This window comes from Candidatus Methylomirabilota bacterium, from assembly GCA_036001065.1.
Classification (GTDB): domain Bacteria; phylum Methylomirabilota; class Methylomirabilia; order Rokubacteriales; family CSP1-6; genus MNEF01.
The window spans coordinates 1-20,996 of sequence record DASYUQ010000195.1 but is presented as its reverse complement, the minus strand read 5'-3'; the positions used below and the strand labels follow the sequence as shown (position 1 = coordinate 20,996).

Below are 20,996 nucleotides of genomic sequence, written 5' to 3'. Positions count from 1 at the left end.
TTACCCATAGATCTTCTTGAGTTGGTCGGCCGCCCACTTCACCGCGTCTTCCGCCTTCATGCCCTGGACGGCCTTGGCGTACATGTCGACGATGATGTACTTGGAGTACACCTCGGTGGCCCTGGCCGAGGGTGGGCCCGCGTAGCCGATCATGCGGGAGGCGCCGGCGGCGGTGCGGTAGCCCTTCATCGGCGGGTCGATCCGGTCCCACAGCGGGTGCTTCTCCCAGTGCTTGGTGGAGCCGACTGAGAAGCCCTCGGCCACCTCGAACCACTTGCCGAACTGCTCCTTACCGTGGAGCCATTTGAGGAAGTCCTTGGCCAGCTTCTCGTTCTTCGAATACTTCATCACCGCATGGGAGAAGGCCACGTGGTAGCCCCAGGAGCCGGCCGGTCCGGCCGGGATAGGCCCGTGCTGGATGTCGCGAACCATCGGCTCGCCGCGGTCGTCCTTGATCTTGTCCTGGCCGCGCTTGGCCGCGATGTAGATGGAGGCGCCGTTGAGCGTGCACGAGATGTCGCCGGCCAGGAAGGCGCGGTTGTTGTTGGTGTCGTCCCAGGCCAGCCCGCCCTCATCGCAGGCGTCCTTCCAGAAGGCCTGCATGAACTTCAACGACTCCACAGCCTCCTTGGTGTCGAGGACGACTTTCTTGCCGGATTTGTCGACCTCGGCGGCGCCGTAGTTCCACATGAGCGGATAGGACCAGGCCGGCGCGTCGCCGAAGGTGTGGCCGAGGGTCTGGCCGACCGGCTTGCCCTTCTTCTTGAGCTTCATGCCGACCTGCCTGAGCTCCTCCAGCGTCTTCGGCCAGGACGTGGCGCCAACCTCGTCGAACCACGATTTCCGGTAGGCCATCTGCAGGCCGACAATGCCGTGGGGCAGGGCCAGCCAGCGCTTGCCGTCCCTGGCGGCCGCCTCCGACTGCGCGTAGTAAGCGCCCTGGTCCTTGCCCTGCCACTCGCCCAGGTCGGTGACGTCGACGAGGCCGCTCTGGTAGAGGTGGGGCCAGTTGTGCAGCATCATGATGATGTCGGGCCCGCTGCGCGACTGGATGGCGGCCGTGATCCGCGGCTGCAGGTCGTTGGCGTTGATGAACTCGAACTGCACCTCGGCCCCCAGCGCCTTGGACGCCTCCGGCGCCTGGCGCTTGAGCTCCACATCGCAGGCGGGGATGAAGTCCACCCAGCGCAGGACGTGCAGTCGGCTTCCCTGCGCGAAGGCCGGCGCCCGCCCGGCCGCCAGGATGCCCGCGATGCCGGCGCTCTTGAGGAAATCTCTCCGCTCCATGGATGCCCTCCTTGAGGTGCGCTAGCCCTCGTAGATCTTCTTCAGTTCGCCCTCGGCCCATTTCACGGCATCCTCGGCCTTCATGCCCTGCACGGCCTTGGCAAACATGTCCACGATGATGTACTTGGAAAACGCCTCCGTGGCCTTGCCCGTCGAGGGCCCGGCGTGGCCGAAGATCCGGGTGCTGCGGGCGGCGGTGCGGAACATCTGGAGCGGCTTGTCGATCTTCTCCCACATCGGGTGTTTCTCCCACGTGGTAGTCGCCGCCACGCTGTACCCCTCGCAGACCTGGAACCACTTCTCGAAGTTTTCCTTCCGGTGGAGCCAGGCCAGGAAGTCCTTGGCCAGCTTCTGGTTCTTCGAGTACTTCATGATGCCGTGGCCGTTCGAGAAGTAGAGCGGGTACTGCCCGACGCCGCCGGCCAGCGGGTAGATGGCGTGGTCGATGTCCTGGAACATCGGCTCGCCCTTCTCGTCCTTGATCTTGTCCTTCTGGCGCTTGGCCACGATGTAAATGGACGCGCCGTTGAGCGTGGCGCAGATGTCGCCGGCGTGGAAGGCCCGGTTGTTGTTGGTGTCGTCCCAGGCCAGGCCGCCCTCGTCGCAGCCCTCCTTCCAGAGCGCCTGCATGTACTTCACCGACTCAACAGCCCCCTTGGAGTTGATGGCGACCTTCTTGCCGCTCTGATCGGTCTCGGCGCCCCCGAACGACCACAGTAGTGGGTAGGCCCAGGTGGGCGCATCGCCGAAGGTGTGGCCCAGGGTCTGCCCGTAGGGCTTGCCCTTTTTCTTGAGGCTCGCGGCCGCCTTGCGCAGCTCGTCCCAGGTCTTGGGGAACTGGTCGAGGCCGACCTCCCGGAACCAGGAGCGCCGGTAGGCGATCGCGTTGCCGACGATGGAGTGCGGCATGCCGAGCCAGCGCCCGCCCACCCTGAAGGAGGGCGTGAACACTCCGTAGAAGCCGCCCTGCTCCTTGGCGACCTTCTCGGCAAGGTCGCTCACGTCCACCAGCGCCGACTGGTAGAGCTGGGGCCAGTTATAGAAGAGGTGGAAGATGTCGGCGCCGCTCCGCGACTGGATGGCGGCGGTGATGCGGGGCTGAACGTCGTTGGCATTGATCGTCTCCAGCTGGATCTCGGCCCCCAGGGCCTTGGAGGCTTCCGGCATCTGCCGTGTCTTCAGCTCGACGTCGGCCTCCGGAATGAAGTCGACCCAGCGGACGAGGTGGAGCTTGGTGCCCTGGGCGAAGGCGGGGGCTCGCCCGACGGCCAGGATTCCCGCGGCCGCGCCGGAAACCTTCAGGAACTGACGCCGATCCAGGTTCTGCCTCTTCATGCCCGCTCCTCCTTGGGTCGAATCGAGAAAGGACGCCTCGCCCGCTGGGTTCTGTCACCGGGTTCCCGGCCATTCACGGGACTCGTCCTGAGCCGTAAGTGTGGACTGAACATCAGAAAAGTGAACGAAGTGATAGCACCCCGGGGGCGGGGTGTCAAGGCGCGGCGCCGACTCTCAGGAGGCCGCGACGGCGGGGGACAGGCGGGGGGCGCGGACCGTCAACGCGATGAGGCCGGCCGCGGCGCCGATTGCGGTCGAGCCGATGAAGAGCCAGGCATAGCTGCCGAGGTGATCGAAGACCCAGCCCCCGGCGAAGGAGCCGAGCCCCATGCCGAGGGTGGAGATGAGGAAGACGCCGCCGTACGCCGTGCCCATCACCTTCTCGCCGAAGTACTCGCGCACGAGGAGCGCGTAGAGCGGCATCACGCCGCCATAGGCCACCCCGAAGAGGGCGGCCAGCGCGTAGAACGTCGCGGCGTCGTGGGCGAAGAGATAGAGGAAGACCAGGATCGCTTGCAGGGTCAGCCCGGCGACCAGCGTGCGCTTGGCGCCGAAGCGGTCGGCGATCATCCCGGTCGCGATGCGGCCGGCGATCGACGTGAACCCTGACACGCTGAGGACGGTCGCCGCGGTCATCACCGCCACGCCCTGGTCGATGGCGTGCGTCACCATGTGGAAGATCGGCCCCGAGTGCGCCGCGCAGCAGGCGAAGTGGGCCAGCCCGATGGCCCAGAACTGCGGCGCGCGCGCCACCTCACCGGCCGAGAAGTCGCGGCCCGTCTGCCGGGCTGGCGGCCCCCCCGGCGACGCCCCCATGGCCACCTGACCGACCTCCCCCGGCTGGTCCCGGATCAGCAGCGCGGCGGGGATGATCACGAGCCACGCGAGGTCCCCCAGCACCAGCATCGCGATCCGCCAGTCGGCGAGGCTGGTGATCCAGCGCACCAGCGGGGAAACGATCAGCACGCCGAGGCCGATCCCGGCCGACACGAGCGATACGGCCAGCCCGCGGTTCGTCGTGAACCACTTGGTGGCGGTGGAGGTGAGCGGCGCGTAGAAGGCGCCCACGGCGAGCCCCACCAGGATGCCGAAGACGAGATGGAGCTGCCAGAGGGCGGTCACCTGGCTCGAGAGGACGAGGCCGAGGCCGAGGAGGGCTCCGCCGGACAGGGCGACGATGCGCGTGCCGAAGCGATCGGAGAGCGCGCCCCAGCCGAAGGACCCGACTCCCATGGCCATCCAGTTGAGCAGCGCGATGGTGGAGATGCCGGTGCGGCTCCACCCCATCGACTCCTCGATCGGCTTGAGGAAGATGCCGAGCGAGAACATCGCGCCCATCCCGACGCAGGTGATGAGGGCGGCCGCGCCCACGACGACCCACCCGTAGAAGAACCCCGGCCGCATAGGGCACCTACGATAGCATGGCGCCATGTGGTGGCTGCTCTGGCCCGGTGTCGCGTTCGTGGTGACGCTGCTCGCGGCCCTCGCGCTGCGTGGCGCGCTGCTGGGGGCGGCCCGGAAGTGGGCGCGACCCGGCGGCGTGCTCGCCGCCTTCGCCGACGCCATCGGCGGGCCGTCGCTCCTGTGGTGTCTCGTGCTGGCGCTCTACGTCGCGATCGAGGTCGCGCTGGAGCTCTCCGCGATGCCCTCGCGCCTGCGCGGGCAGCTCGGGCTCCTCCTCCAAGCGGCGGTGATCGTTTCCGTGACCCTCACGCTGGCCGGCGTCCTGGGCACGCTCATCCGGCGAACCAGCGAGCGCCAGGCGCTGGGCACCGCCGTCACCGGCCTCGGGCAGGCGGTGGCGCGCGGCGTCGTCCTGGTCGTCGGATTCCTCGTCCTGCTCGGCGCGCTGGGGATCCAGATCACGCCCATCCTGACCGCGCTGGGCGTGGGCGGCCTGGCGGTAGCGCTGGCGCTGCAGGACACGCTCTCGAATCTCTTCGCCGGGATGCACCTGCTGGCCGACCAGCCGATGCGTGTCGGCGACTTCATCAAGATCGCCGACAACGTCGAGGGATACGTCGTCGACGTCGGCTGGCGATCGACTCGTCTGCGGACCCCCCAGAACAACATCGTGATCGTGCCCAACAAGAAGCTCGCCGAGTCGATCATCACGAACTACAACCTGCCCCAGCCGCCGGGCGCGCTGACGCTGAAGGTGAGCGTCGGCTACGACGTCGACCCCGATCGGGTGGAGGCTCTCCTCATCGAGGAGACCCGGGCCGCGGCCGGGCAGGTTCCCGGGCTGCTCGACAGCCCGGAGCCCGTCGTGCTCTTGATCCCGGGCTTCGGCGACTTCTCACTCGATTTCACGCTCGTGTGTCACACCGCCACCCTCGCCGACCAGGCGCGCGTGCAGCACGAGCTGCGCAAGCGGATCCTTCGCCGGTTCCGCGCGGAGGGGATCGACATCCCGTTCCCCACCCGGACCGTGGAGCTACGCCAGACGGGGACGCTCCCTCACCAGGCCGAGCAGCAGCAGCGCACCGACCATCGTGAGCGCTAGCCCGATCCACGGCCCCCCGTAGCCGCCGACCCGCTCCACGCACCAGCCGATCGCGTAGCGGGGAGGAATCACGAGCGGCGAGCGGCCAGATAGGCCTCGACGGCCCTCAGCTCCTCCTCGGTCTCGACGGCGATGGTCGGCTCGTCCGTCTCCACCACCACGATGGGGATGCCGTTCTCGAGCAGCCGGAGCTGCTCGAGGCTCTCGGCCAGCTCGAGCGGCGAGCGGGGCAGCCGGTGAAACGCCTCCAGCGCCGCCCGGCGGTAGGCATAGAGCCCGACGTGCTTGTAGTGGAGGGCGCCCGCGCCGTCGCGGTCGTAGGGCACCGGATGGCGCGAGAAGTAGAGGGCCCGCCCGGCGGCATCGCAGACGACCTTGACGGCGTTGGGGTTCGCCACCTCCGCCGGCGTGGCGCGGATCCGGAGCGTGCTCACCTGCGTGTCCGGCCGGGCGTGGAACGGCTCGACCAGGCGGTGCAGGTGGCCGACCGTGATCAGCGGATAGTCGCCCTGGATGTTCACGTACACGTCCGCCGCCCGCGTCTGCGCCACCTCCCAGACGCGATCGGTGCCCGAGGGGTGATCGGGCGACGTCATCACCGCCGGAATGCCGAAACGCCGGCACGTCTCCACCACCTCGAGCGCGTCAGTGGCCACGAGGACCTCGGAGAGGTCGGCCGCCTTGCGGGCGCGCTCGTACACGTGGCAGATCATGGGGCGGCCAGCGATCTCGCGCAGCACCTTGCGCGGCAGCCGGGTGGAGCCGAGCCGCGCGGGGATGACGCCGATGACGGTGAGGCTCATAGGCGGCCCCGCCCGGTTACGGGCCGGCACCGCCAGTCATGGAAAGGTCCGCACGGTGCGGAGGAGCGAGGGGCGCGGGTCGGCGTCCGGCGAGAAGGGGAAGACGACGGGCATCGTGAGCCCGGCCTTCGCGTACCCGCTGATCCGCTCGCGGCAGAACTCGGGCGGACCGATGACGCCGAGCCCGTCCACGACGCGCGGCGAGATCTGCTTCACGGCGCCGGCGCGGTCGCCCGCCTTCCAGGCCCGGTGCACGGCCTCCACCTCCTCGGCGTAGCCGGAGGCCCGGAAGAAGGCCGCGTAGGCGTCCACGATGGCGTAGCCGGTGATGTCGCGGGCCAGCCACTGGCGCGCGGCCTCCGGCGCGTCGGTGACGCAGGTGCGGATGAAGGCGGCGATCTCGAAGTTGGCCAGGCTCCGTCCGGCGCCGCGGGCGCCCTTCTCCACGTGCGGGAGGGACCGGCGGACGGTGTCGGGGGCGAGCCAGTTGAGGAGCACGCCGTCGGCGATCTCGCCGGCCAGCTCCAGCATCTTCGGCCCCAGCGCCCCCAGGTAGATCGCCACTGGCTGAGGCGGCGGGGGCGACGTCAGCCGGAAGTTCTTGACCTTGTAGAACTCGCCGTCGAAGGTCACGCGCTCGCCAGTGAGCACCATGCGGATCACCTGGACGGCCTCCCGCAGCTGGGCCAGCGGCTTTCGGAAGGGCAGGCCGTGCCACTGGCTGACGACGATCGGGCTCGACACGCCGAGGCCGAGGGCGATGCGGCCGGGCGCCAGATGGCCGAGCGTCGCCGCGGTGAGCCCCAGCACGATCGGCGTCCGCGTCTGCACGGGGACGACACCCGTCGCCACGCGCAGGCGCGTCGTGTGGCTGGCGATCAGCGTCATCGTGGTGAAGGCGTCGGGCCCGGAGACCTCGGCGGTCCACGCCGTGTCGTACCCGCGCGTCTCCGCCTCCCGGGCGAGGGCGACGTACTCGGCGACGGGCAGCGCGTGGAAGAACGGGACCGCCAGCCCCAGCTTCGTCACGCGCGCTCCGTCCTGACCGCATCGCGCACGGCCCGGGCGGCGCCGACCAACAGGCGCTGGTCATTGAGCATGCCCACCAGCGTCCAGCCCTCGCCGATGCGCCGGTTGACCGTCTCCACGGTCGCGCAGTGGATCCCGGGCGCCACGCCGTGGCGCCGGGCCGCGGCCAGGACCGCCTCCATCGCCTCCTCGAACTCCCGGTGGGGCGGCTCCAGCGAGGGCGCCAGCCCCATCGACGCGCAGAAGTCGTTGGGCCCCACGTAGCAGGCGTCGATCCCCGGGACGCCGAGGATCGCATCGATGTTCTTCACGGCCTCGATGTGCTCGATCTGGGCGATGAGGAGGATCTCGTCGTTGGCGTGGGCGAAGTAGGTCGGGGCATCCGTCTTGAACGAGAGCGGGAAGCGCCCGGCGCCCAGGCTCCGCACGCCGGCCGGCGGGTACTTGCAGGAGGCGACCAGCACCTCCGCCTCCTCGCGGCTGCGCACGTTCGGCGCCAGCACGCCCCAGGCGCCGGCGTCGAGCACGCGCTTGAAGTTCTCCTCCGCGATCGCGTGGACGCGGACCAGCGGCGCCACCGGATAGCGCGTGATGGTCGCGAACATCGTGGCCAGGGTGGCGAGATCGATGGGGCCGTGCTCGGTGTCGACCAGGAGCCAGTCGAAACCGACGGCGGCCATCATCTCGGCGACGAGCGGATCGCCGAAGTTGAGGAGGGTGCCGAACTGGGGCTGGCCCGCCCGGAGCGCCTGCTTCACGTGGTTGCGGATCACGCCTGTTCTCTCCCCCGGGATGGAGTCCGGCGGGAGTATACACTGTTCGCCGCCGGAGGCTCGCGCCCGGATGCATTGCTCCCAGCGGAGCGGCCGCCGTATGATGACGCCGGAGGTCGCGCGATGAGCCTTCTGCAGGGGAAGACCGGCATCGTCTTCGGCGTCGCCAACAAGCGATCGATCGCCTGGGCCATCGCTCAGGCCCTCAGTGGGGCCGGCATGCGCCTGGCCTTCACCTACCAGGGCGAGCGGCTCAAGGAGAACGTCGAGGACCTCGCCTCGACGCTGCCCAACTCGCTGCTCTACCCGTGCGACGTGACGTCCGACGCCGAGATCGAGGCGGTCTTCACCTCATTGGGGCGGGAGGTCGGCGCGCTCGATGTCCTCGTGCACTCCGTCGCCTACGCGCAGAAGGAGGACCTCGAGGGCGGATTCACGGCGACCTCCCGCGAGGGCTTTCGGATCGCCCACGACATCTCGGCCTACTCGCTGGTGGGGCTGACCCGCGCGGCCCTGCCCCTGCTGGAGAAATCGGGACAGGCCTCGGTGATCGCCATGACCTACTACGGCTCCGAGAAGGTGGCCCCCGGCTACAACGTCATGGGCGTGGCCAAGGCCGCGCTGGAGGCCTCCGTCCGCTATCTGGCGGCGGACCTGGGCCCCCGCGGGGTCCGCGTGAACGCCATCTCGGCCGGCCCCGTCAACACCCTGGCCGCCCGCGGCATCCGCGGCTTCACGGAGATCCTGAAGCACCACGCCGACAAGGCGCCGCTGCGGCGCAACATCGAGCTGCGGGAGGTCGGCGACGCGGCGCTCTTTCTCGCCTCGCGCCTTTCCTCGGGGATCACGGGCGAGGTGATCTTCGTGGACTGCGGCTATCACATCATGGCGGTGTAGCGTCGGTGGCGACGCACTTCGGGAAGCCGGAGCACGCCCGCCCGTACAGCGAGGCGCGCGCGCTCCCTGCCGTGTGATCACCATGGATACCATCTGGCTCGAGCTCGTCCTCGTTGCCGTCGCCATTCTCGCCAACGGGTTCTTCGCCGGCTCCGAGATCGCCGTCGTCTCCGCCCGTGTCGGCCGCCTCAGCCGGCTGCGGGACGAGGGCGTGCGGGGGGCCGCCAGCGCGCTCCGGCTCAAGGCGTCACCCGATGTGTTCCTGGCCACCATCCAGATCGCCATCACCCTGGTGGGCACGCTGGCATCGGCCGTGGGCGGCGTCGCCGCCGTCGAGGCGCTGACGCCATGGCTGGCCGGGCTCCCGGTCCCGGGTGCTCCGGCATGGGCCGAGCCCGTGGCCCTGGGGCTGGTGATCGTGGCGATCACGTACGTATCCCTCGTGGTCGGCGAGCTGACCCCGAAGGCGCTCGCCCTGCGCGCCCCCGAGCGCATCGCCTGCCTCGTGGCCCGGCCTATCGAAGGCCTCAGCCACGTCTCCTCCAGGCTGGTGACGGTGCTCACCGTCTCGACGCGCGTGGTCCTGCGTGCGCTGGGGCAGCGGGAGACGGCCGAGGTCGAGGTCGCCTCCGAGGAGGACGTACGGCACCTCCTCCGGGAGGGGGCGATGCGAGGCGTGTTCGAGAAGGTGGAGGCGGAGCTGGTCCACAACGTCTTCGAGTTCGCCGACACGACCGTGCAGGAGGTCATGGTGCCGCGGCCGAGCATCCTCGGCCTCGACGTCAACACCCCGCCCGAGGACGTGCTGGTCCAGGCGGTAGCCATCGGGCGCTCCCGCATCCCGGTGTACCGCGACTCCGTCGAGAGGCCCGTGGGGATCGTGGTGATCAAGGATCTTCTGCGCGCCGCTGCCGGCGGCGAACCTCCCGTCCTGGCCCGCCTCCTTCGCCCGCCGCTCTTCGTGCCCGAGACCGCCCGGCTGAGCGTCCTGCTGCGGGAGTTCCAGCGCACGCAGCAGAGCCTCGCCCTGGTCGTGGACGAGTACGGGGGCGTGGTCGGGCTCGTGACGCTGGAGGACGTCCTCGAGGAGATCGTGGGCGACATCCGGGAGGAAGGGGAGTCCGTTGACGTGCCGTTCGCCAGTCGGTTGGCCGACGGCTCGTTCATCGTCGAGGGGAGCGCGTCGGTCGGCGACGTCCGGCATCGCCTCGGCCTGCCCCTGCCGGAGTCGCCCGACTATCACACGATCGCCGGCCTCGTCATCCGGTCCCTCGACGCGATCCCGACACCGGGGACCATGGTGACGGTCGCTGGCCTCCTCCTGACCGTCGTGGACATGGAGGGTCCCCAGATCGTCAAGGTCAAGGTCCAGCGCGGGCCGGCATGAGCACGGCGACCGGGCGGCCGAGCGAGCCCATCCGGGCCCCGCGCGGGGCCTCGCTCTCCTGCCGGGGCTGGCCCCAGGAAGCGGCGCTCCGCATGCTCATGAACAACCTCGACCCCGAGGTCGCCGAGCGCTGGGAAGACCTCGTCGTCTACGGCGGCTCGGGCAAAGCCGCGCGCGATTGGGAGGCCTACCACCGCATCGTCGCCACGCTCCGGCGCCTGGGGCCCGACGAGACGCTGCTCGTGCAGTCGGGCAAGCCCGTCGGCGTCTTCCGCACCCATCCCGACGCGCCGCGCGTGCTCATCGCCAACGCCCTCCTCGTCCCCGCCTGGGGCGACTGGGAGCACTTCCGGAAGTACGAGGCGATGGGGCTCACGATGTACGGCCAGATGACGGCCGGCTCGTGGATCTACATCGGCACCCAGGGCATTCTCCAGGGCACCTACGAGACGCTCGGCGCCTGCGCACGCCAGCACTTCGGCGGCACACTGGAGGGACGGCTCGTCCTCACGGCCGGGCTGGGGGGCATGGGCGGCGCCCAGCCGATGGCCATCACCATGAACGGGGGCGTGGGGATCATCGTGGAGATCGATCGGGAGCGGATCGAGCGGCGGCTCCGGCTCCGCTACATCGATCGCGCCACCGAGTCGATCGACGAGGCGCTCCGCTGGGCCGAGGAAGCGCGCCGGCGGCGCCAGCCACTGTCGATCGCGCTCCACGGCAACGCCGCCGAGAGCCACCCCGAGCTGGCGCGGCGCGGCGTCCGCTTCGATGTCGTCACCGACCAGACGTCGGCTCACGACATGCTCAACGGGTATGTCCCCGCCGGACTGTCGGTGGCCGACGCCGCCGCCCTGCGCGCGCGCGACCCCCAGGCCTATCTGAAGTCGGCCTACGAGTCGCTGGCCGCCCACATGCGGGCGATGCTCGAGCTGCAGCGGGCCGGCGCCATTTTGTTCGACTACGGCAACAACATCCGGCGCGAGGCCGCGAATGCCGGCGTCACCGACTTCAGCTATCCCGGCTTCGTGCCCGCCTTCATCCGGCCGCTCTTCTGCGAGGGCCAGGGCCCCTTTCGCTGGGTGGCGCTCTCCGGCGACCCCGAGGACATCTTCACGACCGACCGCGCGCTGATGGAGGCCTTCAAAGAGAACGAGCATCTGGTCCGGTGGCTCCGCCTGGCCCAGGAGCGGGTGCCGTTCCAGGGGCTGCCCGCGCGCATCTGCTGGCTCGGGTACGGCGATCGGGCCAAGGCCGGGCAGATCTTCAACGACCTGGTGGCCTCGGGGCGCGTGCAGGCGCCCATCGTCATCGGCCGCGATCACCTCGACGCGGGCTCGGTGGCCTCGCCCAACCGCGAGACCGAGTCCATGCGCGACGGCTCCGACGCCATCGCCGACTGGCCGGTCCTCAACGCGCTGGTCAACGCGTCGGCGGGCGCGACGTGGGTCAGCGTCCACCACGGCGGCGGCGTGGGCATCGGCTACTCGATCCACGCGGGCATGGTGGTGGTCGCCGACGGCACCCCGGACGCCGCCCGGCGTCTGGAGCGCGTGCTCACCACCGACCCGGGCACCGGCATCATGCGCCACGCCGACGCCGGCTACCCGGAGGCCCTCGCCGCCGCCCGGCGCCACGGCCTCGACCTGCCGGGGATCACCACGTGAAGAGGTCGGGGGGACCTTCACCGGTCATCGTGGCGGAATCTGTGCATTGTGTCGCCGACCGGTTTGTCGCTCGCATCTCACCGTTCGCAAGATCGAGTCCACGGTGAAGCTCGTGTGTATCGATTGTCGGCCCGAAAAGAGGAGCAGCGATAGGTCCTCATCGTGACGCGGTCGGTCTTCGGCTAGAATCGGCGGGCCAGTCGCCCGCCACCAAGGGAGGCAGGAGTCCATGTCAATTCCGCGGACGATGAAGGCGGTCGTCCTCCACGGCGCCGACGAGATGCGCGTCCAGCCCTGGCCCGTGCCCGAGCCCGGGCCGGGCGAAGTGCTGCTGAAGGTCAACGTCGCCTCGATCTGCGGGACCGACGTCAAGGTCCTGCACCGCACGTTGATGGGCCAGCCGGCCGGGGAGTTCGTCATGGGCCACGAGTACGCCGGGACCGTGGCCGCGCTGGGGCCCGGGGTGGACGAGTTCACGATCGGCGATCGCGTGGCCGTCGAGGTGCACAAGGGGTGCGAGCGCTGCGAGAACTGCATCAGGGGCTGGTACACGTCCTGTCTCAACTACGGCAACCTCGAAAAGGGCCACCGCGCCAAGGGGCTCACCTGCGACGGCGGGTTCGCCGAGTACGCCCTCAACCACATCAACACCCTCTACCGGCTGCCCGAGAACCTCACCTTCGAGCAGGCATGCATGGTGACCACGGCGGCCTCGCCGCTGTGGGCGATCGACCTCATGGGCGGCTACCTGGCCGGCGAGACGGTGCTCGTCCAGGGCCCGGGGCCCATCGGGCTGATCGCGGTCCAACTTTGCAGAGCGCTGGGGGCCGAGCGCGTGATCCTCAGCGGCACCCGCGACGAGCGGCTGGCCATCGGCCGCCGGCTGGGAGCCGACGTCGTCGTCAACGTCCGCCGCGAGAACCTGGCCGAGCGCGTGCGTGAGATCACCGGGGGCAAGGGCGCCGACTCCGTTCTGGAGTGCGCGGGCGGCCCCACGTCGATGCAGGAGGCGCTGGAGAGCGTCAAGCGCGGCGGCCGCATCGGGGTGGTCGCCTGGTACACCGGTCCGGTGCAGATGGACATGAACCTGGCCGTCCGCAGCAACGTGCGCATCTACGCCGCCCGGGGTGAGGGGGGGATGAACTGCGGCCGGTCGCTGGCCCTCATGAGCGCCGGCAAGATCCTGGCGGATCCCATCATCACCCATCACTTCAAGCTGGATGCGATCGGCGAGGCCTTCGAGACTTACATGAACCGCACCGGGAACGCGCTGAAGGTCGTCCTCCATGTCTAGGGCGCTCGCCGCCGCGCTGGGCCTGGTCGCCGGGCTCGCGCTGCCCGCCGCCGCCCAGGAGCGCGCGCGGCCCGGCGGGGAGCTGGTATTCGTCGTCCCGGCCGAGCCGCCCTCCCTCGACGCGCACCGCGAGGAGACGTTCGCCCTCGTGCACCCGGCGGCGCCGCACTACAACACGCTGCTGCGCGTCGATCCCTACGACCGGAGCGGGACCCGGATCGTGGGGGATCTGGCCGAATCGTGGTCCGGCTCGAAGGACGGGCGGGTGTACACGTTCCGCCTCCGCCGCGACGTGAAGTTCCACGATGGCAGCGTGCTGACCGCCAGAGACGTCAAGGCCTCCTACGACAAGATCATCTTCCCGCCGCCGGGCGTGGCGTCGAACCGGAAGGGCGAATACATCGGCGTGGAGGCGGTCGAGGCTCCCGATCCTTCCACGGTCGTCTTCCGGCTGAAGTGGCCGTCGGCCTCCTTCCTGCCGTCGCTGGCCTCGCCGTTCAACTGGATCTACAAGGCCGACATCCTGGCCCGGGACATCCGCTGGTACGAGAAGAACGTGATGGGCACCGGGCCCTTCACCTTCGTCGAGTACGTGAGGGGGTCGTACTGGATCGGCCGGAAGAACCCCCACTACTGGGACCGGGGCAAGCCTTTCCTCGACGGCTACCGCGCGATCTTCATCAGGGATTCGGTGGCCCAGGTGGCGGCCATCCGCGGCCAGCGGGCGATGATCCAGTTCCGCGGCTTCTCACCCCCCGAGCGGGACAGCCTCGTGCAGGCGCTGGGCAGCAAAATCACCGTCCAGGAGAGCCCGTGGGAGTGCTGGAACCCCCTGGCGATCAACCACGAGCGGACGCCGTTCAACGACAAGCGCGTTCGCCGCGCGCTGAGCCTGGCGCTCGATCGATATCAGGGGGCCCAGGGGCTGTCGAAGCTCACGATCCTCAGGGAGGTGGCGGGCGTGCAGGGGGTGGGCACGCCCTTCGCCGCCGCGCCCGCCGAGCTTGAGCGGCTGGCCGGTTACGGCCGCGACATCACCGGGGCGCGTGCCGAGGCGCGGCGACTGCTGCGGGAGGCGGGCGTGCCCGAGGGCTTTTCCTTCACCTTCAAGAATCGGGGCATCCCCAATCCCTACGAGGCCCTGGGCATCTGGCTGGCCGACCAGTGGCGGCAGGTCGGCCTGAACGTCAGGGTCGAAACGCTCGAGCTGGGGACGCTCTACGGGGACATCCGGGGCGGCAGCTTCGAGGTCGCCGCCGACTTTCACTGCAGCTACATCGTCGAGCCGGATCTGTCGCTCTTCAAGTTCCAGTCCATGGACCTGAGCCCCGTCAACTACAGCCGGTACACCGACCACACGCTCGACGAGCTCTACCAGCGGCAGAGCCGCGCGACGGACCGGGAGGAGCGCCGCCGGCTGATTCGGGAGTTCGAGAAGCGGCTGCTCGACGACGAAGTCCATTACGTCTACACGTTCCAGTGGCACCGGATCGTCCCCCACAACGCGCGGGTCCGGGGCTGGACGATCACGCCCAGCCACTTCCTCAACAACCAGCTCGATACGGTGTGGCTGGCCGAGTAGGGCGTGAGTGGTCACCGCCGATCTGGTCATCGGGAACATCGGGCAGCTGGTGACGGGCGAGCCCTCGCTGGGCGAGGGCCCCCTGGGCGTCGTCGAGGGCGCCGCCGTCGCCGCCTTCGACGGCCGGATCGTCTGGGTCGGTCGCGAGGCCGACCTGGACGTCCACGTGGCCGCGGGTCCGGCCCGGCCGCGCATGGACCGGATCGACGCCCGCGGCGCGGTGGCGCTGCCCGGCTTCGTCGATTCGCACACCCACCTGATCTTCGCCGGCTCCCGCGAGCAGGAGTACGCGCTGCGGGCGCGCGGCGCCTCCTACCAGGAGATCGCCGCCGCCGGGGGCGGGATTCTCTCCACGGTGGTGGCGACGCGGGCCGCCAGCCTCGACGAGCTGATCAACCTGGCCATGCCACGGCTGCGAGCGGCGCTGGCGCACGGCACGACGACGATGGAGATCAAGTCCGGCTACGGCCTGGCCACCGCGGACGAGATCAAGATGCTGGAGTGCGCGCGCCGCCTGGAGGAGCTGCAGCCGGTGGAGATCCATCCGACCTTCTGCGGCGCTCATGAGGTCCCGCCGGCCTACCGGGGACGCTCCGACGCCTACGTGGACCTCGTCATCGACGAGATGCTGCCGGCGGTGGCCGAGCGAAAGCTGGCCCGCTACATCGACGTCTTCTGCGAGGAGGGCGTCTTCTCCGTCGATCAGGCCCGGCGCATCTTGGAATCCGGCGCGCGCTGGGGCCTGCGCGCGAAGTTCCACGCCGACGAGTTCGTCACGCTGGGCGGGGCCGAGCTGGCGGCCGAGGTGCGCGCGCTCTCCGCGGATCATCTCCTGAGGGCGCGGGTGGAGGGCGTGGCGAAGATGAAGGAAGCGGGCGTGACGGCCACCCTGCTGCCGGGCACCGCCTTCTTCCTGGGACTGCCCTACGCGCCGGCCCGCCGTTTCCTGGAATCGGGGGTCCGGATGGCTCTGGCCTCCGACTTCAACCCCGGCACCTGCATGGGTCTGAACCTCCAGCTCGTGATGACCATGGCCGTGAGCCAGATGAAGATGAGTCCGGAGGAGGCCCTGCTGGGGGTGACGTTGCACGGCGCCTGGGCCATGGGGCTCGAGAGCGAGGTGGGCTCGCTCACGCCGGGCAAGCAGTGCGATCTGCTGCTCTGCGACGTTCCCAACTGGCGCTACCTCTCCTACTCCTATGGCGTCAACCACGTGAGCCGCGTGATCAAGCGCGGGGTGCTCGTCTACCCGTGAGGCTCGTCCCCGAGCTCGTGCTCACGGAGACGGGCTGGGAGCCGGGGCGCGCCGTCGCGATCACCGACGGGCAGATCGCGGCCGTTCAGCCGTCCGGTGGACCGCGGCCGGGCGATGTCGCGCTTCCGGGCAAGGCCCTGCTGCCGGGCTCCGTCAACGCCCACTGCCACACCTTCCAGTCGCTCCTGCGCGGCCTCGGCGACGACCTGGACTTCATGGGCTGGCGCGACCGGGTGCTCTACCCCTTCTCGGAGCGGCTCGACCGCGACGGCATCGCGCTCGGCGCCGGCTTCGCCTTCGCCGAGATGCTCCGACACGGGGCCACGACGTGCGTCGACTTCTTCTATCTGCACGATTCCGGCAACGCGAACGCCGAGGCCGTCATCGACGCCGCGCGCCGGGTCGGGATCAGGTTGGTGCTGGCCCGGGGCATGTACGACTGGGAAGGCGCGCCCAAGCGGTATCGGGAGACGGTCGCCGACGCCGCCCGGCGCGTCGGCGAGCTCATCGCCCGCCACCGTCACGACCCCACCGTCGTGGTCCAGCCCGCGCCCCACAGCCCCCACGGCGCCTCGCCGGCGATGATCCGCGCCGGCTGGGAGGTGGCCGAGGCCGAGCAGACCCCCTTTCACATCCACGTGGCGGAGGGGCGGTACGAGGGCGAGCGGACGGTGCAAGAGCACGGCGTCACGCCGATACGCTATCTCGACCGGCTCGGCGTGCTGGGGCCCCGGATGATCGGCGTGCACTGCGTCTGGCTCGACGACGAAGAGGTCGCGCTGATGGGCGCCCGGGGCGCGGCGCTCGCCTACTGTCCCTCGTCGAACATGTTCCTGGGCGACGGGATCACGCGGCTGCCCGAGATGCTGAGGGCGGGCGTGAGGATCGGGCTGGGGACCGACGGCGGCTGCACGAACAACCGGCTGTCGGTCTTCGAGGAGATGCGGATGGCGTCGCTGCTCCAGCGCGTGCGGCTGCTCGACGGCGCCGCGCTGAGCGCCGGGACGGCGTTCGCGCTGGGCACGCGCTCGGGCGCCGAGGTGCTGGGTCTCCCGGCGGGGCTGATCGCGCCCGGCTGCCTGGCCGACCTGGTGGCGGTGGACCTGGCCCATCCCTCGCTCCACCCGCGCACCGATCTGGTGAAGAGCGTGGTGTACGCGATGTCCCCTCAGGCGATCACGGACGTCTGGGTCCACGGCCGCCGCGTCGTGGACTCGGGGCGGCTGACGACGGTCGACGTGGGCGAGCTGCTGGCGCGGGTCGGCGAGCTGACGAAGGGATGGCGGATCTGACGGCCGTCGTCCTCGACGGGAGCGCGCTGGCGCTCGAGGCCGTCGAGGCCGTCGCCCGCCGCGGCGCCCGGGTCGAGCTGTCCCCGCCGGCCCGCCGCGCCGTCGCCGAGAGCCGGGAGTTCGTCGACCGCCTCGCTGCCGACGGGGCACCCGTCTACGGCATCACCACCGGCGTCGGCAAGCTCAAGGACACGCTGATCCCGCCCGAGGCGCGCGCCGAGCTGCAACGCAACCTCGTCCTGAGCCACGCGGCCGGGGTCGGCGCGCCGCTGCCCGAAGAGGACGTCCGCGCGATGCTCCTGCTGCTGGCGGCGTCGCTGGCGCGCGGCGGGTCGGGCGTGAGGCTCGGCGTCGTGGAAGCCGTGATCGGATGTCTGAACCACCGTGTGCATCCGGTCGTCTACCAGCACGGCTCGCTCGGCTCATCGGGTGACCTGGCGCCGCTCGCCCACGTGGCCGCCTGCCTCATCGGGGAAGGGGAGGCGTGGGCGGATGGGCGGCGGCTGCCCGCGCGCGAGGCGCTGGCGGGGGCCAGGCTGGCGCCGCTCAGGCTCGAGAGCAAGGAGGGGCTGGCGCTCCTGAACGGCACCCACATGATGGCCGGGCTCGGCGCGCTGACCGTGCTCGACGCCGGGCGCCTGGCCCGGCTCGCCGACGTGGCGGGCGCGATGTCGCTGGAGGCGCTGATGGGGTCCAACGCGGCCTTCGACGCGCGGATCCACGCGCTCCGCCCTCACCCGGGCCAGCTCGTCTCGGCGGGGAACCTGCGCCGGCTCACCGCGGACAGCGCGATCATCGCCTCCCACCGCGACTGCACGCGCGTCCAGGACGCCTACAGCCTCCGCTGCATGCCGCAGGTGCACGGCGCGGCGCGCGAGGCGGTCGGCTTCGCGCGGGCCATCCTCCAGCGGGAGCTGGGGAGCGTCACCGACAACCCGCTCGTCTTCCCCGCGGACGCGCTGGTGCTGAGCGGCGGCAACTTCCACGGCGAGCCGCTCGGCCTGGCGCTGGACACGCTGGCGATCGGGCTCGCCCAGCTGGCGGGCATCAGCGAGCGGAGGATCGACCGGCTGGTGAATCCGCTCACCAACGAGGGGCTACCTCCGTTCCTCTCGCCGCACGGGGGCGTCCACTCGGGCTACATGATCGCCCAGTACGTGGCCGCGGCGCTGGTCTCGGAGTGCAAGCGCCTGGCCCAGCCGGCCAGCGTCGACTCCATTCCCGCCTCCGGCCTGCAGGAGGACTACAACGCCATGGCCGCGGGCTCGGCGCTGAAGGCGCGGACCGCCGCGGGCCACGCGCGCCAGGTGCTCGCCATCGAGCTCCTGCTGGCCACGCAGGCGCTCGACTTCCGCGCGCCGCTCGGCCCCGGCCGGGGCAGTGCGGCCGCGCGCGACGCCGTCCGCCGCCGCATCCCCCCGCTCGGCGACGACCGCTATCTGAAATCGGACCTGGACGCCGCCCTGGCCCTCGTCGAGGACCTGAGCGTGCTCCAGGCGGTCGAAGCGGCGATCGGTCCGCTGGACTAGTGCCGTTCCAACTTGTTGATACTAAATCTGTCCACGAACGACGTACACGGTGCCTTCCTAGTGCCGTTCCAACTTGTTGATACTAAATCTATCCACGAACGACGTACACGGTGCCTTCCTAGGCGCGAATAGTTGGAACGGCACTAGGCGCGAATAGTTGGAACGGCACTAGGCGCGAATAGTTGGAACGGCACTAGGCGCGAATAGTTGGAACGGCACTAGTTCCCGGCCGGTTGACAGGCCCGCGCGGCTACGTCACCCTGAGCGGCTGGGTGGCTTCCCAGCGCTGTCCCTCGTTGTTGACGAAGACCACGCGTAGCGTGCCGCTGCGCATCGTCTTGAGCGAGAAGCGAATCAGGGGGTTCGCGCTCACCGCCGAAGTCATCTGGAACTCGCTGATCTTGTGGTCGTCGAGAAAGACCAGCATCTGCTTCACATAAAACTCTGGGGCCTCGCGGACGTACGTGCCGTTTTTTAGAATCAGCCCGGTGTACGAGTTGTGGTCGACCTTGGCGCGGACCTGGACGACCACGCCGGCCTTGATCGATTCCGGCAACCGGATGCGCGGGTTGCCCAGACGGTCACGGGTCGTGTCCGGGGGACCGGCGCATCCGCCTTCCGCCACCCGGATCTCCTTGGTCGCGGTGAAGCGCCCGTGCCGGGAGCACTCGGCGGTGGCCTTCAAGAGACCGCCTGCCCCCGAGCGCATGTGGAATGCGATCGCCGCTGCTCCGTTGGAGGGCGTGAAGACGAACCTGCCCTTGTACGGGACCGGGTCGTTGTCCAGCCTGATCTCGATGGACCTGATGAAGTGGTCGGGCTCCATCGGGTGGTTCACCGAGACCTGCAGCGGCACGGCGCTGGGATCTTCCGACAGGCTCGGGGCCTCGATCAGAGGTCGGTGTTCGCGTTCCAGGGCCGACTGGGCGTACAGCCGACGTGGCGCCAGAAGAGCCAGTGTTCCACCGACAAGCAACGCCCGGCGCGAGAGCTCCATTCCTGGGAGAATTCTCACGCTGCGGCCCAGAAAATCAACAGCCCCGCCGCCGCCCCGGCGACGATCAGGATCGGCTCCGGCAGCTTGAGACGCCACAGGATACCGAGCGCGATCAGGGCGATCAGGAGGGTCGGAATGTCCACGATCGCGCGGCGCGCCAGGACGAAGCAGGCGCCGGCGATCGCCCCCGAAGCAGCGGCGGTGACGCCACCGACGAATGCTTTCACTTTGGGGTTGTCGCTGAACCGGTCGAACCACGGAAACGGGATGACGACGAAAAGGTAGACGGGCAGAAAGACTCCAACGGCAGCCGCGACGGCGCCCGGGAAATTGGCCACGAGATAGCCGATGAACGCCACCGTGATGACGACGGGACCCGGGGTCAGCATGGCGACGGCCACGGCATCCAGGAACTGTCTGTCGTTCAGCCATCCGTGCTCCTGGACGACTCCGCCGTAGAGGAACGGCACGATGGCGAGCCCGCTGCCGAACACGAACGCGCCCGCCTGAGTGAAGAACCAGAGGATCTGGCCCAGCAGCTCGGGGGTGACGGCCACCGCCAGGCAGGCGGAACTGGGGCGACGCAGAAATGCGGGTGGCGCCTGCACGATCACGGCGACCACGCCGCACAACACGAACAGCGTAGCGATTTCGGACTCGGTCCACGCTGTGACGACCGCCATGACGGCGAAAATGGCCCACTGCAGCTTGTCCTTTGCCATCGTCAATTTCGCCAGCTTGTAGGCGGCGAGGACGATGATCCCGATCACCGTCGCCCCGACGCCGTAGAACGCCGCCTGCATCCAGGTGAGGCCACCAAACCTCACGTAGAGCCAACTGATGGCGACGGTCATGACGAACGACGGCAGGATGAACGCCAGGGCCACGAGCGTTGCGCCCCGCACCCGGGAGTGCACGAAACCCAGGCAGATCGCGAGCTGGGCGGCCAGGGGCCCGGGCGCGAGCTGGGAGAGAGCCAGCGACTTCATGTACTCCTCTTTGGTGAACCACTTCCGCCGCTCGACGAGATCGCGCTGCATGTAGCCGACCAGCGCGACGGGACCGCCGAACCCGAGGCTCCCGAGGTAGAGAAAGTAGCGAAGCAACTCCGCGGTGCTCGGGCGCTTCGCCGTCGCGGTTTCTTTCATGATTTCCTCCGGCCGTTGCGACTCACGGGAGTGTAACGCTTGACGGACCATGTATCAAGCGTTACGGTTAGAACTGCTGCTGCTACATGAAAATGTCATGGGGTAACTGCTACGTGAAAGTGTCATGGGGGGCTCCCTTCGTGGAAGTGTCATTCCCCCATGGAGACCTTCACGATGAGCCGGAAGGAGTTGCTCCGGGCCGGCCTGGTCAGGGC

At 69.6% G+C, this 20,996-nt stretch carries 17 protein-coding genes; 9 read left to right on the top strand and 8 right to left on the bottom strand.

What is annotated here, in order from left to right:
- The 3 genes from VGV13_18880 to VGV13_18870 form a co-directional block, all read right to left on the bottom strand.
- Positions 1 to 1,287: an extracellular solute-binding protein gene (locus tag VGV13_18880; GenBank protein ID HEV8643155.1), complete on the bottom strand. Its 1,287-nt coding sequence runs from the start codon at positions 1,285 to 1,287 to the stop codon at positions 1 to 3.
- Between the two features lie 21 nt (positions 1,288 to 1,308).
- Positions 1,309 to 2,622 carry an extracellular solute-binding protein gene (locus tag VGV13_18875; GenBank protein ID HEV8643154.1) on the bottom strand — a complete coding sequence of 438 codons (1,314 nt, stop codon included), beginning with the start codon at positions 2,620 to 2,622 and terminating at the stop codon, positions 1,309 to 1,311.
- Between the two features lie 174 nt (positions 2,623 to 2,796).
- Entirely contained in the window at positions 2,797 to 4,026 is a 1,230-nt protein-coding gene (locus VGV13_18870) for an MFS transporter (GenBank protein ID HEV8643153.1), read from the bottom strand.
- Between the two features lie 25 nt (positions 4,027 to 4,051).
- Here VGV13_18870 and VGV13_18865 point away from each other — a divergent pair, with 25 nt between their 5' ends.
- Entirely contained in the window at positions 4,052 to 5,128 is a 1,077-nt protein-coding gene (locus tag VGV13_18865; protein ID HEV8643152.1) for a mechanosensitive ion channel family protein, read from the top strand.
- Positions 5,129 to 5,196: 68 nt separating this feature from the next.
- Here the strand turns inward: VGV13_18865 and kdsB are convergent, their stop codons facing one another.
- Genes kdsB through VGV13_18850 form a run of 3 tightly spaced genes read right to left on the bottom strand, consistent with a single transcriptional unit; the run spans position 5,197 to position 7,733 of the window.
- Complete coding sequence (kdsB, locus tag VGV13_18860) at positions 5,197 to 5,931, bottom strand: 3-deoxy-manno-octulosonate cytidylyltransferase (protein HEV8643151.1); 735 nt, start codon at positions 5,929 to 5,931, stop codon at positions 5,197 to 5,199.
- A gap of 36 nt (positions 5,932 to 5,967) precedes the next feature.
- A complete protein-coding gene (locus tag VGV13_18855; GenBank protein ID HEV8643150.1) occupies positions 5,968 to 6,960 on the bottom strand; it encodes an LLM class flavin-dependent oxidoreductase in 993 nt (330 codons plus the stop codon).
- Entirely contained in the window at positions 6,957 to 7,733 is a 777-nt protein-coding gene (locus tag VGV13_18850) for an aldolase/citrate lyase family protein (protein ID HEV8643149.1), read from the bottom strand. The genes VGV13_18855 and VGV13_18850 overlap by 4 nt, the downstream gene beginning before the upstream one ends.
- Positions 7,734 to 7,856: 123 nt before the next feature.
- On the opposite strand from VGV13_18850, the gene VGV13_18845 reads away from it, so the two are divergent.
- The 8 genes from VGV13_18845 to hutH all read left to right on the top strand — a co-directional run bounded on the left by VGV13_18845 (position 7,857) and on the right by hutH (position 18,636).
- A complete protein-coding gene (locus VGV13_18845) occupies positions 7,857 to 8,630 on the top strand; it encodes an enoyl-ACP reductase (protein HEV8643148.1) in 774 nt (257 codons plus the stop codon).
- An 82-nt stretch (positions 8,631 to 8,712) separates the two neighbouring features.
- Complete coding sequence (locus VGV13_18840) at positions 8,713 to 10,017, top strand: hemolysin family protein (protein HEV8643147.1); 1,305 nt, start codon at positions 8,713 to 8,715, stop codon at positions 10,015 to 10,017.
- Positions 10,014 to 11,684, top strand: coding sequence for a urocanate hydratase (gene hutU, locus VGV13_18835; protein ID HEV8643146.1), 1,671 nt, complete (start codon positions 10,014 to 10,016; stop codon positions 11,682 to 11,684). Before VGV13_18840 ends, hutU begins: the two co-directional genes overlap by 4 nt.
- A 229-nt stretch (positions 11,685 to 11,913) precedes the next feature.
- Positions 11,914 to 12,978 (top strand): zinc-binding dehydrogenase, encoded by a 1,065-nt coding sequence (locus VGV13_18830; protein HEV8643145.1) that lies wholly within the window; start codon positions 11,914 to 11,916, stop codon positions 12,976 to 12,978.
- Positions 12,971 to 14,560, top strand: a complete 1,590-nt coding sequence (locus tag VGV13_18825; protein ID HEV8643144.1) for an ABC transporter substrate-binding protein — start codon at positions 12,971 to 12,973, stop codon at positions 14,558 to 14,560. Before VGV13_18830 ends, VGV13_18825 begins: the two co-directional genes overlap by 8 nt.
- Positions 14,561 to 14,567: 7 nt before the next feature.
- Positions 14,568 to 15,815, top strand: a complete 1,248-nt coding sequence (hutI, locus tag VGV13_18820; GenBank protein ID HEV8643143.1) for an imidazolonepropionase — start codon at positions 14,568 to 14,570, stop codon at positions 15,813 to 15,815.
- Complete coding sequence (locus VGV13_18815; protein HEV8643142.1) at positions 15,812 to 17,107, top strand: amidohydrolase; 1,296 nt, start codon at positions 15,812 to 15,814, stop codon at positions 17,105 to 17,107. Before hutI ends, VGV13_18815 begins: the two co-directional genes overlap by 4 nt.
- Positions 17,095 to 18,636, top strand: coding sequence for a histidine ammonia-lyase (gene hutH, locus VGV13_18810; GenBank protein HEV8643141.1), 1,542 nt, complete (start codon positions 17,095 to 17,097; stop codon positions 18,634 to 18,636). The genes VGV13_18815 and hutH overlap by 13 nt, the downstream gene beginning before the upstream one ends.
- Positions 18,637 to 18,886: 250 nt before the next feature.
- Here hutH and VGV13_18805 read toward each other — a convergent pair whose 3' ends face one another.
- Both VGV13_18805 and VGV13_18800 read right to left on the bottom strand, forming a co-directional pair.
- Positions 18,887 to 19,633: a thiosulfate oxidation carrier protein SoxY gene (locus tag VGV13_18805; protein HEV8643140.1), complete on the bottom strand. Its 747-nt coding sequence runs from the start codon at positions 19,631 to 19,633 to the stop codon at positions 18,887 to 18,889.
- A 14-nt stretch (positions 19,634 to 19,647) separates the two neighbouring features.
- On the bottom strand, positions 19,648 to 20,781 hold the full coding sequence (locus tag VGV13_18800; GenBank protein HEV8643139.1) for a chromate transporter: 1,134 nt from the start codon (positions 20,779 to 20,781) through the stop codon (positions 19,648 to 19,650).
- Positions 20,782 to 20,996: the final 215 nt, after the last annotated feature.

Bases quoted from the DNA above. Each gene is read 5' to 3' on its own strand.
- hutU (HEV8643146.1), top strand. From the start codon at position 10,014: ATGAGCACGGCGACCGGGCGGCCGAGCGAGCCCATCCGGGCCCCGCGC.
- VGV13_18805 (HEV8643140.1), bottom strand. From the start codon at position 19,633: ATGGAGCTCTCGCGCCGGGCGTTGCTTGTCGGTGGAACACTGGCTCTT.
- kdsB (HEV8643151.1), bottom strand. From the start codon at position 5,931: ATGAGCCTCACCGTCATCGGCGTCATCCCCGCGCGGCTCGGCTCCACC.
- VGV13_18840 (HEV8643147.1), top strand. From the start codon at position 8,713: ATGGATACCATCTGGCTCGAGCTCGTCCTCGTTGCCGTCGCCATTCTC.
- VGV13_18865 (HEV8643152.1), top strand. From the start codon at position 4,052: ATGTGGTGGCTGCTCTGGCCCGGTGTCGCGTTCGTGGTGACGCTGCTC.
- VGV13_18880 (HEV8643155.1), bottom strand. From the start codon at position 1,287: ATGGAGCGGAGAGATTTCCTCAAGAGCGCCGGCATCGCGGGCATCCTG.
- VGV13_18845 (HEV8643148.1), top strand. From the start codon at position 7,857: ATGAGCCTTCTGCAGGGGAAGACCGGCATCGTCTTCGGCGTCGCCAAC.
- VGV13_18825 (HEV8643144.1), top strand. From the start codon at position 12,971: ATGTCTAGGGCGCTCGCCGCCGCGCTGGGCCTGGTCGCCGGGCTCGCG.
- VGV13_18875 (HEV8643154.1), bottom strand. From the start codon at position 2,622: ATGAAGAGGCAGAACCTGGATCGGCGTCAGTTCCTGAAGGTTTCCGGC.
- hutH (HEV8643141.1), top strand. From the start codon at position 17,095: ATGGCGGATCTGACGGCCGTCGTCCTCGACGGGAGCGCGCTGGCGCTC.
- VGV13_18870 (HEV8643153.1), bottom strand. From the start codon at position 4,026: ATGCGGCCGGGGTTCTTCTACGGGTGGGTCGTCGTGGGCGCGGCCGCC.
- VGV13_18800 (HEV8643139.1), bottom strand. From the start codon at position 20,781: ATGAAAGAAACCGCGACGGCGAAGCGCCCGAGCACCGCGGAGTTGCTT.
- VGV13_18830 (HEV8643145.1), top strand. From the start codon at position 11,914: ATGTCAATTCCGCGGACGATGAAGGCGGTCGTCCTCCACGGCGCCGAC.